Origin of the sequence: Gallibacterium salpingitidis (assembly GCF_030517105.1) — a bacterium.
GTDB classification, from domain to species: Bacteria; Pseudomonadota; Gammaproteobacteria; order Enterobacterales; family Pasteurellaceae; genus Gallibacterium; species Gallibacterium salpingitidis.
On record NZ_CP103875.1, the window covers coordinates 48065 to 63297 of the forward strand.

At 40.2% G+C, this 15233-nt stretch carries 25 protein-coding genes; all 25 read left to right on the forward strand.

From position 1 onward, the window contains the following. The 25 genes from NYR30_RS00240 to NYR30_RS00360 all read left to right on the forward strand — a co-directional run bounded on the left by NYR30_RS00240 (position 1) and on the right by NYR30_RS00360 (position 15201). Positions 1 to 924 carry an AAA family ATPase gene (locus NYR30_RS00240; protein WP_302501436.1) on the forward strand — a complete coding sequence of 308 codons (924 nt, stop codon included), beginning with the start codon at positions 1 to 3 and terminating at the stop codon, positions 922 to 924. After that, a complete protein-coding gene (locus NYR30_RS00245; RefSeq protein WP_302501438.1) occupies positions 921 to 1160 on the forward strand; it encodes a hypothetical protein in 240 nt (79 codons plus the stop codon). Before NYR30_RS00240 ends, NYR30_RS00245 begins: the two co-directional genes overlap by 4 nt. Continuing rightward, positions 1157 to 1783: a DUF3164 family protein gene (locus NYR30_RS00250; protein ID WP_302501439.1), complete on the forward strand. Its 627-nt coding sequence runs from the start codon at positions 1157 to 1159 to the stop codon at positions 1781 to 1783. Before NYR30_RS00245 ends, NYR30_RS00250 begins: the two co-directional genes overlap by 4 nt. Then, positions 1780 to 1977, forward strand: a complete 198-nt coding sequence (locus NYR30_RS00255; RefSeq protein ID WP_302501441.1) for an ANR family transcriptional regulator — start codon at positions 1780 to 1782, stop codon at positions 1975 to 1977. Before NYR30_RS00250 ends, NYR30_RS00255 begins: the two co-directional genes overlap by 4 nt. After that, positions 1974 to 2141 (forward strand): hypothetical protein, encoded by a 168-nt coding sequence (locus tag NYR30_RS00260; RefSeq protein WP_302501442.1) that lies wholly within the window; start codon positions 1974 to 1976, stop codon positions 2139 to 2141. The genes NYR30_RS00255 and NYR30_RS00260 overlap by 4 nt, the downstream gene beginning before the upstream one ends. Positions 2142 to 2143: 2 nt before the next feature. Then, positions 2144 to 2623, forward strand: coding sequence for a hypothetical protein (locus tag NYR30_RS00265; protein WP_302501444.1), 480 nt, complete (start codon positions 2144 to 2146; stop codon positions 2621 to 2623). Positions 2624 to 2699: 76 nt separating this feature from the next. After that, a complete protein-coding gene (locus NYR30_RS00270; RefSeq protein ID WP_302501446.1) occupies positions 2700 to 3170 on the forward strand; it encodes a gp16 family protein in 471 nt (156 codons plus the stop codon). Then, a complete protein-coding gene (locus NYR30_RS00275; RefSeq protein WP_302501448.1) occupies positions 3167 to 3712 on the forward strand; it encodes an HI_1489 N-terminal domain-containing protein in 546 nt (181 codons plus the stop codon). The genes NYR30_RS00270 and NYR30_RS00275 overlap by 4 nt, the downstream gene beginning before the upstream one ends. Continuing rightward, positions 3709 to 4065, forward strand: coding sequence for a Mor transcription activator family protein (locus tag NYR30_RS00280; protein WP_302501450.1), 357 nt, complete (start codon positions 3709 to 3711; stop codon positions 4063 to 4065). Before NYR30_RS00275 ends, NYR30_RS00280 begins: the two co-directional genes overlap by 4 nt. 1 nt (position 4066) lies before the next feature. Continuing rightward, the gene (locus tag NYR30_RS00285; RefSeq protein ID WP_302501451.1) at positions 4067 to 4297 is read left to right on the forward strand and encodes a hypothetical protein; all 231 of its coding nucleotides are present in this window, start codon (positions 4067 to 4069) and stop codon (positions 4295 to 4297) included. Between the two features lies 1 nt (position 4298). Beyond that, the gene (locus NYR30_RS00290; protein WP_302501453.1) at positions 4299 to 4730 is read left to right on the forward strand and encodes a Mor transcription activator family protein; all 432 of its coding nucleotides are present in this window, start codon (positions 4299 to 4301) and stop codon (positions 4728 to 4730) included. Between the two features lie 2 nt (positions 4731 to 4732). Then, positions 4733 to 5413 carry a hypothetical protein gene (locus tag NYR30_RS00295; RefSeq protein WP_302501454.1) on the forward strand — a complete coding sequence of 227 codons (681 nt, stop codon included), beginning with the start codon at positions 4733 to 4735 and terminating at the stop codon, positions 5411 to 5413. Positions 5414 to 5494: 81 nt separating this feature from the next. Beyond that, on the forward strand, positions 5495 to 6037 hold the full coding sequence (locus tag NYR30_RS00300) for an N-acetylmuramoyl-L-alanine amidase (RefSeq protein WP_302501455.1): 543 nt from the start codon (positions 5495 to 5497) through the stop codon (positions 6035 to 6037). 10 nt (positions 6038 to 6047) lie between these two features. After that, positions 6048 to 6269: a DUF2644 domain-containing protein gene (locus NYR30_RS00305; RefSeq protein ID WP_302501456.1), complete on the forward strand. Its 222-nt coding sequence runs from the start codon at positions 6048 to 6050 to the stop codon at positions 6267 to 6269. Next, positions 6269 to 6520 (forward strand): DUF2681 domain-containing protein, encoded by a 252-nt coding sequence (locus NYR30_RS00310; protein WP_302501457.1) that lies wholly within the window; start codon positions 6269 to 6271, stop codon positions 6518 to 6520. Before NYR30_RS00305 ends, NYR30_RS00310 begins: the two co-directional genes overlap by 1 nt. Before the next feature lie 120 nt (positions 6521 to 6640). Then, positions 6641 to 6841 (forward strand): TraR/DksA C4-type zinc finger protein, encoded by a 201-nt coding sequence (locus tag NYR30_RS00315; RefSeq protein ID WP_302501458.1) that lies wholly within the window; start codon positions 6641 to 6643, stop codon positions 6839 to 6841. Beyond that, entirely contained in the window at positions 6838 to 7146 is a 309-nt protein-coding gene (locus NYR30_RS00320; protein WP_302501459.1) for a DUF2730 family protein, read from the forward strand. The genes NYR30_RS00315 and NYR30_RS00320 overlap by 4 nt, the downstream gene beginning before the upstream one ends. Beyond that, the gene (locus tag NYR30_RS00325) at positions 7143 to 7442 is read left to right on the forward strand and encodes a VpaChn25_0724 family phage protein (RefSeq protein ID WP_302501461.1); all 300 of its coding nucleotides are present in this window, start codon (positions 7143 to 7145) and stop codon (positions 7440 to 7442) included. Before NYR30_RS00320 ends, NYR30_RS00325 begins: the two co-directional genes overlap by 4 nt. 9 nt (positions 7443 to 7451) lie before the next feature. Then, positions 7452 to 8021 (forward strand): DUF3486 family protein, encoded by a 570-nt coding sequence (locus NYR30_RS00330; protein ID WP_302501463.1) that lies wholly within the window; start codon positions 7452 to 7454, stop codon positions 8019 to 8021. After that, the gene (locus NYR30_RS00335; RefSeq protein WP_302501465.1) at positions 8021 to 9583 is read left to right on the forward strand and encodes a terminase large subunit domain-containing protein; all 1563 of its coding nucleotides are present in this window, start codon (positions 8021 to 8023) and stop codon (positions 9581 to 9583) included. The genes NYR30_RS00330 and NYR30_RS00335 overlap by 1 nt, the downstream gene beginning before the upstream one ends. Positions 9584 to 9586: 3 nt before the next feature. Next, positions 9587 to 11155, forward strand: a complete 1569-nt coding sequence (locus NYR30_RS00340; RefSeq protein ID WP_302501467.1) for a DUF935 domain-containing protein — start codon at positions 9587 to 9589, stop codon at positions 11153 to 11155. Then, positions 11142 to 12473 carry a phage head morphogenesis protein gene (locus NYR30_RS00345; protein ID WP_302501469.1) on the forward strand — a complete coding sequence of 444 codons (1332 nt, stop codon included), beginning with the start codon at positions 11142 to 11144 and terminating at the stop codon, positions 12471 to 12473. The genes NYR30_RS00340 and NYR30_RS00345 overlap by 14 nt, the downstream gene beginning before the upstream one ends. 119 nt (positions 12474 to 12592) lie before the next feature. Further along, a complete protein-coding gene (locus NYR30_RS00350; RefSeq protein ID WP_302501470.1) occupies positions 12593 to 13027 on the forward strand; it encodes a phage virion morphogenesis protein in 435 nt (144 codons plus the stop codon). Between the two features lie 180 nt (positions 13028 to 13207). Then, positions 13208 to 14278: a phage protease gene (locus NYR30_RS00355; RefSeq protein ID WP_302501471.1), complete on the forward strand. Its 1071-nt coding sequence runs from the start codon at positions 13208 to 13210 to the stop codon at positions 14276 to 14278. Next, entirely contained in the window at positions 14278 to 15201 is a 924-nt protein-coding gene (locus NYR30_RS00360) for a Mu-like prophage major head subunit gpT family protein (RefSeq protein WP_302501472.1), read from the forward strand. Before NYR30_RS00355 ends, NYR30_RS00360 begins: the two co-directional genes overlap by 1 nt. Positions 15202 to 15233: the final 32 nt, after the last annotated feature.

The window sequence follows — 15233 nt, forward strand, 5'->3', positions numbered from 1 at the left end:
ATGAGCTCATTAATCGAACAAATTAAACGCATTATTGATAATGGTGAAATTAGCCAAGCAAAACTCGCCAAAGAAATTGGTATTACTAGCGGGGCTTTGTCCAGTCATCTTAATGGTAAATATCAAGGTGATGTTGAAAAAATTAATACTGCATTAGAAAGCTGGTTAGAACAACGAAATGAACGTCAGAATCGTTTAATGATAGCACCGGATTTTATTGAAACTGAAACCGCAGCAGAAGTGATGAAAGGTATGCGTTATGCTCACTTACTTGGCACGATTACAACTGTTTATGGCGCAAGCGGGGTAGGTAAAACAACTTCGGCAAGAGAATATCAGCGTCGAAACCCTAATGTATGGATAATTACCGCCAGTCCAAGCCGAGCGACATTAAGTGAGACATTGTATGAAATGGCGCTTGAGTTAGGTATTAATGATGCACCAAAACGTAAAGGTACATTATCACGACTAATTGTAAAAAAACTTACTGATACAAAAGGATTGTTTGTGATTGATGAAGCTGATCACTTGCCATACGACGTGCTAGAAGAAATTCGGCTTATACAAGAACAGTGTCAAATTGGGTTTGTGCTAATCGGTAACGATAAGGTTTACAACAGAATGCGCGGTGGCGCACACCAATCACATGAACTAGCCCGTCTCTGGTCACGTGTTGCAAAACATAATTCAATTAAACAATGCACAGAAAATGATGTTATTGCAATCGCTGACGCGTGGCAACTAGATAGCGGAAATAAAAAACTTATCCAAATGTTGAATGATATATGCAAGCACGGAGGAGGTTTACGCATTTTAACGCAAATCCTGCGTCTCGCTTGGGTGAGCGCTAAAAGTGAAGGTCAATTATTGGATTATGACTGGATTTATAGGGCAAAAATGGAGCTTCAAGGCGGTGCGCAATGAAAAGATTAATGATGATCGGGCTTGTTGTGTTGCTTGCTGCGTGTCAACAAGAACCCAAAGAGCCAGAGTGTGATCAATTTTGTTGGCAACAAAAAGCCGATGCAGAGTGGAAAAAGGAACACGGCGAATTTCAAACGCCATTAAGCCCTGAACACGAGCAAGAAATCTACGAGTATTTGAAGAAACATTATCCTGATACTGATTTTGATAACCATACCTTAGGAGAACAGCAATGAGCAAAGTAACGATTGAAAACAAAACGTACTGGAAAGACGCCAGAGGCAATCTAACTCCAGATGAATTAGTAAAAGAAATTGATAAAGAGCGAGATGCTTTAGTGCAGGAATGGGTTGAAAAAGCCAAAGCGCTGAATGCCGAAATTAGCCAATTTAAAGGTGGTATTTTTGGTGATATTCAGGCGTTTGTTGAGTTATCCGCCGAAAAGTACAACACAAAGCTTGGCGGTAATAAAGGTAATGTGACGCTGTTTAGTTATGACGGCAAATACAAAATTCAACGTGCAATTAATGACCACTTACAATTTGACGAACGCATCCAAGCTGCGAAAGTGTTAATTGATGAGTGCTTAAATGAGTGGTCGGAAGGGTCAAGACCAGAACTAAAAGCGTTAATTGAACGCGCATTTAACGTAGATAAGGAAGGTAACCTCAACACAAGTCGGATCTTAGGTTTACGCCGTGTTGATATTAAAGATCCGCGCTGGCTCAATGCGATGCAGGCTATTAGTGAAAGTGTGCAAATTGTGAACTCAAAAGCATATGTGCGAATTTACGAGCGCGTTGGTGATAGCGACCAATATCAACCAATTAGTTTAGATGTGGCGGGGGTATCACAATGAGAAATGAAGTCTATTACAACCATGCCGAGCAAGCAGTGCTGTTAGAACAAAAAGCAGAATATCAAGATGCTGCTCTGTACTGGCGCTTAGCAGCGGGAAAGGTAAGAAAAGAAGCGAATCAAAAATGGGCGATAGCAAGAAGTCAAATTTGCGACAGAATGCATATTAGACCATTTGGCGGGGGTGAAAAATGAAAATGCAAAAACAAGAGGCATTGTTATTAACGCTTAATATGATGATTGGACAGCTACAACAAGCAATGCAAGCCGTAAACTCAGGTAATTATATTGCTGCGGGGGTATATATGGAGCTGGTGCAAAATCAACTACCAAAGGTGAGATGGCAAGTAAGGGGGTAAAAATGAAAATGAGCGATAATGAAATTTTAGATTACCTTTGGGATGAAACCTTGGGCAAGATTGCTCGAAATACAGTTATGCACTATATGGGACATCGGTTAGGTACTTACGATATTAACGCGTTAAGAGATGATGATTTTGAGCAGATCGCTTTGCTACATCGCACAGCATTGTATGCAGGTACAACGTTAAGTAATGGGCGGTTTAGACTGCGTATTAATAAACTGGTTAAGCAAGGGAAGTTATTGACTAAATTAAATAAAGATAATCGAACTTTTATTATCAATGCCGATGTAAAGCCAGTTGTTATCAGTGCAATTACATTTTGGCAACAAGCGGGGTTGCCATTTGGATATACGGATCAAACTAAAACCTGTAAGAAAACAATACCGGCCGAAAGCGTGAAGATCTTTGAGATGTCCACAGCTTGCTATCAATTGCTTAGACATAACTACCCAACTTATCGAATTAGAGAGAGATAAAACAAAAATCCATTTAAACGCCTTTTAAACAGAGATTAAGAGGCGTTAATAATGGGTTTTATGAGGAAATGAAAATATGCATTATACCAAACCTCAATTAATCAAGTTAATACATATCGCCAAGCATAAGCTGCGCATTGATGAAGAGACTTACCGCCTGATTTTGCGTAATGAAACTGGTAAAAATAGCTGTAAAGAAATGACTATCGTTGAATTAATGAAAGTCTTTGATCATTTTGAAAGGTCTGGCTTTAAACGCACGGTGAAACGTAAGCATTCGCCTGCATCACCATCTGCAAAAGTTAAGCACGATATTGCATTAAAGATCCGCGCAGTTTGGATAGAAATGCACAAAGCAGGAGTAATTAGAGATGGCTCTGAGGACGCGTTAAACAGCTTTGTGCGTAACGTTGTTAATCCTATTTTGCAGCAACAAGATAAACCGCTTGTGTTAAATGTACAAAGTTTAGATTATAAATTTGGGTCGATTGTGCTTGAACGTCTGAAAAAATGGCAGAAACGTACACAAAACGAGGTGAAATTATGAAACTTGCTCGTTGCCCAATTTGCCATAGCGATATCCATTTAGATCAGCTACTTGAAGACGATGCAGGACGTGAATTACTTACATTAATTGCAAAGTGTAACGCAGAAGTAGCGCGTCCACTTGTTGCTTATATCAGCTTATTTAGACCAGAGAAATCCGCATTATCAAACAGTCGAGCTGTGAAATTGATTAAAGAGGTACTTGCGCTTTATCCGCAGTCACTTTTGCTTGCTCATGCGTTAAGCGAAACTGTGCAATCTGTACAAAATAAACGCCGTAACAATCAAAATACCGCACCGCTAACAAACCACAACTATTTAAAGCAAGTGTATGAAACCAACGCGCCAAAATTTGTGAGTACACAAGTGCAGGTAAATGATGCAGAACAAGCGGAAGTTAAGGTGCAAGCAGAACAGCAAGAGAAGATGAATGCAATTTTAGCGATTGAACAGTTGCATAAATATGGGCGAGAAATTTGGCATTTGCCTGCATATCCAGATTGGGTGGAGTGGAAAAAGAAGCAAAAAGAGATAATGAAATGAATATCGAAATCTTTGAGGAAAACGCACCAGAAATACTGCTTGATCTCGCTGAACATATTAGGGCTGAGTTGGTAGAAAAGCATAATATAGAGGAACAACAAGCTAGAAAAATTGGTGTTGATGTCGCCTTAAAAATAGCCAATAACTGGGCGGGTGAATTGATATATATACCGCAGTCGGTGGCATTAATATCAAGCGAACGCAATTTAGCGATTTGGCAGGAATTTGATGGCAAAAATCATCGAGAGCTGGCTAGAAAGTATGGCGTATCAATGCAATGGGTGTATAAAGTGATTAAACGTGTTCAGCGTCAAGAAGTTGCAAAGCGTCAATTAGATATATTTGGTGAATAATATGTGGAGATCATCAAAAGAAGAACCAATTTTTAATAACAAACGTAATGAAGTGCTTATTAAGTACGATAACGAGCTGTATGTTGGCGTTTACGGCTACGGTGAATTTAGTTTTGATATGAAAGCAGATAACAGCGGCTTTTATTTCACCGAAAATGTTAAGCTCGGTGATAAGCGTTTGCAGTGGTTGTATCTAAATGATGTGAACAAACTTATTAATGATAAGAGGTAATATGACAAATCATCAATCTGATCTCTTTGCTGATGACCATGAAACGCTTGGTCAGTTGTTGGATAATTTAGATAAAATCCCCGTTGATGAGTTACAAAATAAGTGGCCCTCTATTTTAGCTGAACTGGTTGATGTAATGGCGTGTGAATTAATACGTCAGGGCGAAAATAAAGAAAATGCCGTGCAAAAATCATCGAAGCTGGCAGTAGTGATCGGGCATTATCTAGGTGGACGATCAACATATATTCCAACGGGTGCAACGTTAAAAGATGCGTTGCGAGATTATTTAATCTATGAGCGTTTTGATGGAAAAAATATCGCAGAACTTACAAAAGAGTATAAATTGAGCGAAAGTCATATTTATGCGATTATTAGACAACAGCGTTCGCTACTAAGACGACGTTATCAACGTGAATTACCTTTGGGAGATTGATTGTGTGTGCCAAATTTGAATATAGCCTTGAACTTTTTTCTAGCGATCTGCAATATCATCCTTTAGAAGAAGATTTTTCTAAAATACTGACTGATGACGATTATAATTTAGCTAAGTTAGCTACAACCTACAAAAAAGCCGGAGATTGGAATGGTGCATTAGTTTGTTTATATGAATTAAAAGATAGGTTATATCAGATTGAAGATACAGATTATTTCCAAGTTGGTTTGAGATTGGCATTATATTTACAATCAGCGGGAAAATTTGAAGAAGCTAAATTTGAATTAGATCGGTTGCTTAATGATATTGATACTATAGTTAATCTAAAATTAAGTAATTACCTGTATCCTGATATGAAAAACTTGGCTTTTGCATCTAGCAAGTCGGCTTTATTATTTGCTTTATTTGATACAGCAAGAAAAATTTACCAAAAAGAAGAAATTCTAGATATGGTCGATTACTTTAAATCTCAAGCTGATTTTTTTAAAGAACAAAATCAGCGCCTAAATTCTGAAATAGCTTTGCTAAAAAAAGCAGTGAGACAGAATAACCAAAGCAAAAGAGAAAAAATTCAAACAATATCTCCAGAAAAGGAAAAACCAAAAGCAATGAAAGGCTACTTTTGGTTTTGGGTTGGTTTGGGGATAATAGCTTACCAACTTCTAAAAAAATACTTTAACTAACCTAGTGTGAAACATCACAAACCCACCACGCATCAATACTATTTAAACTCCTTTTAAACTAGCTTTAAAAGGAGTTTTTTTATGTCTTTCCCGATTTCGTTAATAGTGGTGCATTGTAGTGCAACACAAAACGGCAAATCGTTACGCACTAAAACGCAAACAGCTGCACAAGTGATTGATGGTTGGCACGCTAAGCGTGGTTTTAAACGTCGAGCTAATCCGCCTATTTTTAATCCCCACCTGTCTCACATTGGTTACCACTTTGTGATTGATGTAGATGGTGCAGTTGAAACGGGGCGTCAAGTTGGTGAAATTGGCGCACATGTGAAAGGACATAACGCTGGTTCAATCGGGATTTGTTTGGTTGGTGGTATTAGTATTGATGGTAAAAATTTTGGTCGATATACGGCTAAACAATGGCAAGCATTGCATCGCTTATTGAGTGAACTAGAAGCTAAGTATCCGCGTGCAAAAATCTGTGGACACCGTGATTTAAGCCCAGATCTAAATGGCGATGGCACAATTACACCGAACGAGTGGATCAAAGACTGCCCTTGTTTTGATGTTGCAAGTTGGCTGGATGCTGGTGAAGTTATCTATACAGATCATCTTTTCAAAGATTAAAGGGGCTGACATGAGATTAAGCGAATTAATTACTAATAATGATGGCAGATTGAGTACAACTGCATTTATCCAGTTTTTTGGCTCAATTTTGATGTCAATTGTGCTTTGTTACTGCGTGTATTTAGACAGAAGTTATACGCCAGAACTATTTATGACATTCGCACTTTTCTGTGGCGGTCAAGTAGCAACAAAAGGTTTTGCTGTTGCGGTCTCTAAACGTAAGGAGGACTAATGTTGAAAATTTATGCAATTTGTATTGTTGTTGTCGTTTTTGCTGCTGTCTATCTCTATGTCAAATATCAGAGCAAAAAAATAGCAAAACAGGCTGACAAGATTACGCAAATGGAAACCGAAGTGACTGCGATAAAAGAGGAAATACGGAATGCAGAACAACGCAAAGAAATTGAAGCGGCTAATCGCCGTCTTACTGCCAATGGTATTGATGACCAGCTGCGCGAAAGAGGTTACATCAGAGAAGATTAATGTTAATGGTTGCTCTGCGTTTAGTGTTATCTATGTCAGTTTGAAAGACACAGAAGAAACAAAGCGTCAAGTTTTAGCACACAATCTTATTTATGAAAAAGTTTGCAGGAAAAAGAAATAATGGATTTAGCGGATATTGCACAACAGCGAGATGAGCGAGCTTATCAGCAATTACTTAAGCAGCGCAAAGAAGTTGATGTTGATCTTACGCGTGAGCGATTTTGTGTTGATTGTGGTGAATTAATTGCTGCAGAGCGTGTTGCATTAGTGCCGCATTGTTGTCGTTGTGTGTATTGCCAAGAAAGAGCGGAGCGAAGATGACGGAAGTATTGGAAGTGATTCAGCGGCATTGGGGGATTATCTTATCTGTAGCTGGGCTGTTAGCATCTCTTTTTTGGTTAAAGTTAGATAGTCGTTATGCGAAGAAGTCATCAATTAATGATTTAGATCAGCGCGTATCTAGCATCGAAACAGAAGTTAGACATCTACCAAGTGCGAAAGACGTGTCTGAATTAAGAATTGCACTTGTAGAAATGAAAGGAGAAGCCAAGGAGCTGCGGGCAGAAACAAAAATGTTGCGACATTTAGTGGGATTACTCACAGAAAAAGAGGTGAAGAAAGAATGAGAGATATTTTTACACGAGATCAGCGGTTAGTGATGTTACGCACACTAGCAGAAGATGGCTACGATGCTAATGAGTCTATCTTGCAAGATGTATTAGAAGCATACGGACATAATGTTAGTCGTAGTCTTGTGCGTAATCATTTGCTGTGGCTAGAGGAACAAAGCCTTATCACAATTAAACGTATTCCAACAAATGATAAAGAATTTTTTGTTGCTGTAATCACGCAGCGTGGTCTTGATGTTGCAGAGGGGCGTGCTTTTGTAGATGGCGTAAAACGTCCCTCTCCTAAACTTTAAGAGGTGTCTATGGCGGATAAACTTACGCGAGGGCGTGCAAGTAAAGTTGATTTATTGCCGCCAAATATAAAGACACAGCTTGCGATGATGTTGAGAGATAAGCAGTATTCACAGGCTGAAATTTTAGAAGAAATTAATGATCTGATTCGTGACTGTGGTTTACCAGAAAGTGCGTTGTTAAGTCGTACTGGGCTGAATCGTTATGCAAGTAGAATGGAAAAAATGGGAGCAAAAATTCGCAATTCGCGTGAAATTGCTCAAATTTGGGCAAAGCAATTTGGTGAAGCTCCCCAATCAGATATTGGCAAAATGCTGATGGAGATTGTAAAAAATATTGCTTTTGAAACATCACTTGGTATGAGCGAAGAAGGAACAGCGGATCCGAAGTCGATAGCATTACTATCGGCAGCTGTGCAACGGCTAGAACAAGCTGAAAGCTTAAGCTATAAACGTGAACAGGCAATAAGAAAAGAAGTGGCACAACAGGCAGCAGAAACAGCAGAAAAAGCAGTGATGCGAGCGGGTTTATCAAAAGAAACCGTTGATAGTATTAAAGCACAAATATTAGGTATCGCATAATGCAAAAACTACCTGACTTTATCTCCTTTGATCCAAACGAGTTACTACTAGGCTACCAAAAGCGTTGGATTGCAGATGATAGCCAGCTAAAAATTGCTGAAAAGTCACGACGCACGGGTCTTACTTGGGCAGAAGCGGCAGATGATGTCTTGATAGCCAGTAAAACAAAAGCAGATGGTGGCTCAGACATATTTTACATTGGCTCGAACAAAGAAATGGCGCGTGAGTTTATTGATGCGTGTGCAATGTGGTCATCAAAATTTAATCGAGCAGCTGGAGAGATACAAGAGGAACTCTTTGAAGATGAAGATAAAGATATTCTCACTTATGTGATCTATTTTGCCAGCGGTTACAAAATTAAAGCTTTATCAAGTAATCCGAAAAACTTGCGGGGGATGCAAGGGATTGTGGTGATTGATGAAGCGGCTTTCCATGAAAAATTAGCTGAAGTATTGAAAGCGGCGTTGGCGCTGACAATGTGGGGCGCAAAAGTCCGTTTAATCTCAACGCATAATGGTGTTGATAACCTCTTTAATCAGTTGATCCAAGATAGTCGCGCAGGACGGAAAAGTTATTCTATTCATACCATCACACTAGATGATGCCTGCAAAGAAGGGCTTTATCAACGTATCTGCCAAGTGAGCAAACAAGTATGGTCACCTGAAAAGGAGGCTCAGTGGAAAGCAGGATTGTTGCGGGAAACCGCGACAGAAGAAGATGCATTAGAAGAATATTATTGTGTGCCGAAAAAATCCTCTGGAGGCTATATCTCTCGTCCGCTCGTAGATCGTGCTACTGACAACACAAAGGTTAAATTAGTGTTTGAATGTGATAGTCGGTTTATAACTTGGACGGAAGAGGAACGCGAAACTATTACTCTTGAATGGTTGTTGCAAGTGGTTTTACCGCATCTTGAGCAGCTAAATACAGATTACCGTCATAGTTTTGGCGTGGATTTTGCTCGTACAGGTGACTTGAGTGTGTTTGCTGTGTGTGCCTGTTTGCCTAATACAGCTCGCCACATTGAACTCACCCTTGAAATTAGAAATTGCCCTTATAACCAACAGCGGCAAATTATGCTGTTTATTCTTAAGCAATTACCTCGTTTTATCGGCGCAGCATTTGATGCAACGGGAAATGGTGGCTACTTAGCTGAGGCAGCACTGATTCGTTACGGTGCTTCAATGATTGAGGCTGTGCAACTAAATGACAAATGGTATCGGGAGTGGATGCCAAAATATAAAGCGTTGTATGAAGCAGATTTAATCCGTATTCCACAAGATGAGGAAATTATTTTAGATCAGGGTCATATTGTTGTAATAAATGGGGTACCAAAAATTGATAAAAACCGCTCGCAAGGCAAGACAGGTAAGAAGCGCCACGGTGATAGTGCGGTGGCTTATTGTATGGCAATACGAGCGAGTTACATGACAGGCGGGGAAATTGACTTTACACCGCTTCCCGATAAGCGTCATAACGTTACAGCAACAGAAAGCTTTTGGAATCGCAATTACGCGTTAGATGATTTGCCAAATCAGTATCAATCAGAGTGGGATTATTAAAAAATGAAAAGCAGAATTTTAGATATACACGGTAACCCGATTATTTTTGACGATACCGTACAGACGGAAAACGATAGTCGCTTAATGATGTTACCAAAACACTACTCTGAACACCCCGCAAGTGGGTTATCACCGATGCGTGCAGCACAGATTTTACGCGCCGCAGAAATGGGCGATTTAGTTGCACAAAGTGAACTCGCTGAAGATATGGAAGAAAAAGATGCACACTTGCAATCTGAGCTAGGCAAACGCCGTTCTGCCGTGCTGACTGTGGACTGGCAGATTCAACCACCGATAAATGCGACTGCGGCAGAACAACGGGATGCTGATATGCTAGATGAAATTTTGCGTGATGCTGTGTGGTTTGATGATTGCTTATTTGATGCGACTGACGCAATTTTAAAAGGGTTTAGTTGTCAAGAAATTGAATGGGAGCCGAATTTAATTGGTGGGCTAAAGTTGATCCGCAATGTGCATTGGCGAGATCAGGCGTGGTTTATGACACCTACAACAGAACGTAATAGCTTGCGCTTGCGTGATAATAGTGTTGAAGGTGTAGAGCTAAATCAATTTGGCTGGATTAAGCATATTGCGAAAGCAAAAACAGGTTATCTCTCGCGCATCGGTTTAGTGCGAACACTTGTATGGCCCTTCATTTTCAAAAACTACTCTGCTCGTGATTTTGCGGAATTTTTGGAAATTTACGGCTTACCAATGCGGCTTGGCAAATACCCCGAAGGGGCAACGCAAAATGAGAAAAATACATTACTTCGTGCGGTGATGTCGATTGGGCATAACGCTGGTGGCATTATCCCGCGTGGCATGGAGATTGAATTTCAAAACGCCGCGCAGGGTGATAGTAGCTCATTTATGGCAATGGTTGAGTGGGCAGAAAAATCTATCTCTAAAGCGATTTTAGGCGGCACTCTAACAAGTCAGGCGGACGGTGCAACGTCAACGAATGCACTTGGTAATGTGCATAATGATGTGCGAATTGAATTGCGTAATGCCGATTTAAAACGTCTTCAAGCGACACTGACTCGTGACTTAATTTATCCGCTTTATGCGTTGAACTGCAAATCCTTTAATGATGCACGCCGTATTCCGCGCCTTGAATTTGATATTGCGGAAAGCGAAGACCTCAATAGTTTCGCAGATGGACTTAGTAAATTAGTTGATATTGGATTTAAGATCCCAGCACAGTGGGCGCACGATAAATTACAAGTGCCGATTGCTACGGATAATGAACCAGTCTTAGTGCGCCAAGCACAAGTAAATGCTAACGAGGCTTTTCTCTCAGCAAAAACAGATAACAAAATAGCGGTATTAAGTGCAACTCGTGATCCTGATGACTTACTTGATGAATTAGAACCAACACCTGAACAGTATCAGGCGATTATCGATCCAATGCTAAAACCTGTTGTGGAGGCTATTCAACAAGGGGGCTATGAATTTGCACAAGAACAAATTGCGACACTCTATGCAGACTTAGATGACAGCAAACTTGAAGAATTATTAACGCGGGCGATTTTTGTCAGTGATTTATTAGGGAGGTTAAATGCCAACCGCTGATCTAGATATGGGCTATGTGTTACAACTTGAACCAAAGTTAGCTGTCGATTATCTGAAAGCGAAGGGGTACAACATTACTTGGAACTGGCAAGAACAGCTAGAAGAAGCTCATGCTAGAGCTTTTACTGTCGCGAAAGCAACACGCGCAGAGATTTTAGAAACCTTACGTCAGGCAACAACAGATGCGATAGAAAAAGGCATACCAGAAAGCGAATTTATTAAAAATCTTGAGCCTAAATTGCGTGAATTGGGTTGGTGGGGAAAACAAGTTGTAGTTGATAGTAGCGGTAATGCGGAAATAGTGCAATTAGGCTCACCACGTCGATTACGCACGATTTTACAAACAAATAAAATTACCGCTTATCACACAGCACGTTATGCGCAGCAAATGGCTAACGTTGACGAAGAACCTTACTGGCAATACGTATCTGTGCGGGATAGCCGTACTCGTGCCAGTCATTTAGCGTTGCACGGCAAAATTTACCGTTATGACGATCCGATTTGGGAAGTATTTTATCCGCCGAATGATTGGGGGTGTCGCTGTCGTGTACGTGCATTGAGTGAATTTAGAGTAAATAAAAATGGCTTAACGGTCAGTAAAAGTAATGGTGAAATTGAAACAGACTGGGTGTTAGCGGGTGTAGATAAACGCTCAGGCGAGGAAACGCACACTAAAATCAGTCGTTTTAAAACGGATAAAGGCACGATCACCACAGGGGCAGGTTGGAATTATAATGTTGGCAAGGCTGCGGTGGGGAATGATATTGCGGTGATCCGCAAATTGCAAGGCTTTCAAAATCGCCAACTGCGTCAAGAAACCATTCAGGCGATTAATAATAGCTCTGCTCGTCATTTGGCGTTTGAGAATTGGGTCAAAGCGAATTTAGGGAAACGTGGGGCAAGTAGCCGTTATATCACGGCGGGCATTGTGAATGAAACGATAGCAGAAAAAGTCGCTACCTTATCAGGTGGTGAAAAGTTATCACAGCGCGTGTTGGTTATGACGGAGAAAAGGTTAGAACATTCTGGCAGTGATAAACATCATAAAGGGGGGATTGGTTTAAGCCTAGAAGAGTATGCGAGTATTTCGAAAATTATTGCTAAACCTAGTTTGGTTATTTGGGATAAACATAATAAAAATCTTATCTATATTGATAAAAAAAGAAACATTAAAATTATTGTTGATTCACCTAATAAAGATAAATTAAAACCATACGAAAAATTAGATGCTGTTATTAATGCATACCGTATAAATCTGGAGGATGTAAAAAATGCAGTAAGAGGCGGTGTTTATGAATTAATCGAAGGAAGCTTATAGTTATTAGGCTAATGATGGTGGGGGTCGAACCCACAATACCTCAGTTTCCTGATGACTTACCATTAGTCGACATCATTTAGCCTTGTATGAAATTTAATATTATTTAGAGAAAAAGTCAAATGCACCTAGAGTTTAAAGCAGATACCAAAGCCATTCAAAATAAATTCCGTAAGCTAAGTCAAATAGGAAAGACAGAGGGTTTAACGCGTAAAATAGCCAATGTGCTTTGGCAAGAGGCAGAAGTGGCGTTTGATAATGAGCGGTCACCTGAAGGAGAAAAGTGGGATCTGTTAAAAGAGCCTTATAAAACACAACGCCATAAAAAGGGTTATACGGGCAATATCTTGCAAGTGAGCGGTAATTTATTATTAAGTTTAAATGTTGATTATGGCGATAGTTTTGCGGTTGTTGGGGTATCCGAGTTTTATGGGCAATATCATCAAACAGGCACAAGCAAAATGCCAGCACGCCCGTTTCTGGGTTTGGGTGATGATGGTGTTGAAGAAATCAAGCATATTTTAACTAAAGCGCTAAAAGACGCTGTCAGCGATTAAATTTGAATAACTGGTATCATTTATCATCTTAAAAAATTTAAACGCTTGTCGCGCGATTTAAACGCCATTTAAACGGCATCACAATAATTATCTCTCCTCTATTTCTCATAATTCTCACACACAAGGTCTGAACTCTCACAAACTCACCTCTTTTCTGGTTTCGGCGATGATGACATCGCTATGAAAACGACAAACACATCCATTGCGGTTTTAACCGCCAAATTAACTTCAGATATTGATGGTTGGCAGCAATTATTGCCGAAGGGCGAATTTCGTTCGCGTGACGGCTCGCCAACTGATGTTGCTCATTGGTTTATTGATGAAGTTATTGCAAAACGTCTTATCGATAAAGTGCGTGCGCTTAATCAAGATATTTTAGTTGATTACGAACATGAAACTATTTTTAAGGCGAAAAATGGGCTTGATGCTGGTGCGGTATTAGCTGCAGGTTGGTTTAATGCTGACGAAATCAAATGGTTTGATGACGAGCATCGGCAAGGTCTTTACATCAAACCAAGATGGACTGAAAAAGCCTATCAGCATATCAAGAATGGTGAATTTGCGTTTTTAAGCGCCGTTTTTCCTTATGACAAAAACGGTATTCCGCTGGAGCTGCGAATGGCGGCACTAACAAACGATCCTGGTGTTACTGGGATGCAGCGATTGGCAGTGTTGTCAGCGGCTTATCAACAAGAAGAGGGAAACAATGCAATGAATGAAAAGTTAAAGCAGTTACTTACAAAGCTCGGCGTTACATTTGACGATAACGCCGAATTTAGCGATGAAGTTGGGCTTGCAGCATTATCTGCAGTTGATGACTTGCAAGCACAAAAAGCAAATGCAGAACAACAAATCGCAATCTTGTCTGCAAAAGTCACAGAAGTAGATTTAAGTAAGTACGTACCAAAAGAAACGTATGACGCGACCGTTCAACAACTTGCTGTGTTATCAGCAAAAAGCAATGAAGTTGAAATTGAGCAACTGATTGCTAAGGCGCGTAATGAAGGGCGTGCGTTGGAAGCAGAAGTGGAATATCTGAAAGGATTTGGTAAACAGCAAGGTGTCGCAGCGTTGTCGGCAATGTTAGATCAACGTCCGCAGATTGCGGTGTTATCTGCACAACAAACGCAAACGACAACCGTAGAGAAAACAGAAAAAGGCGTTGCTGTACTATCAGCAGCTGATAAAGAGGCAGCGAAATTGCTTGGTATGTCTGAAGCAGATTATGCAAAAGAATTGGAGGCTAAATAATGGCAAATGTTACCCCTGAACTTGTTAAATCGTTATTTGTTGGTTTTGGTAAAAACTTTAAAGATGGTTTAGCAAAAGCACCAAGTCAGTACACAAAAATTGCGACTATTGTGAACTCGACAACAGCAAGTAATACCTATGCGTGGCTTGGTCAAATGCCAGGCTTGAAAGAATGGGTTGGCGACCGAGCTATTACTGCCATCCAAACCCACGGCTATGCGATTACGAATAAGAGTTGGGCGAGTGCGGTAGAAATTAAACGCACAGATATTGCTGACGATAATGTTGGTGTGTATAGCCCATTAATTGAAGAACTAGGTCGTAGCGCAGGTGAACTACCAGATGAGCTTGTCTTTAAAGCCTTAAAAGATGGGTTTACGACAGAATGTTACGACAAGCAATATTTCTTTGACACTGATCACCCTGTTGGTGCCAATGTTGACGGCACAAGTCCAACATCGGTAAGTAATATTACTGACGATAGCACGTCAACAACTGTTGATAATGCATGGTATCTGCTTGATTGTTCTCGTGCATTAAAACCGATTATTTATCAAAATCGCAAAGCACCAACGCCTGCCTCTATCACTGATGATAACGATGAAAAAGTCTTTATGCGTGATGTGTACACTTATGGTGTAGATGCACGTGCTAATGTGGGTTATGGCTTTTGGCAGATGGCTCATGCAGTAAAAGGTAAGCTAACAGCGGAAAATCTTTGGAAAGCAATTAAAGCCATGCGTGCGGTACAAGGCGATGGCGGTAAGCGTTTAGGAATTAAACCGACCCATATAGTAGTGCCACCCGCTTTAGAAGATGTAGCGGTAAAACTACTTGAACGTGAATTTCGTGTTGAAGATGGTGCGGCAGTGGATAACGAATTTAAAGGTCGTTTAGAACTTATTGTTGCAGATTATCTATAAGGTGCAGTTTAACTGCACTTTAAACCATATTT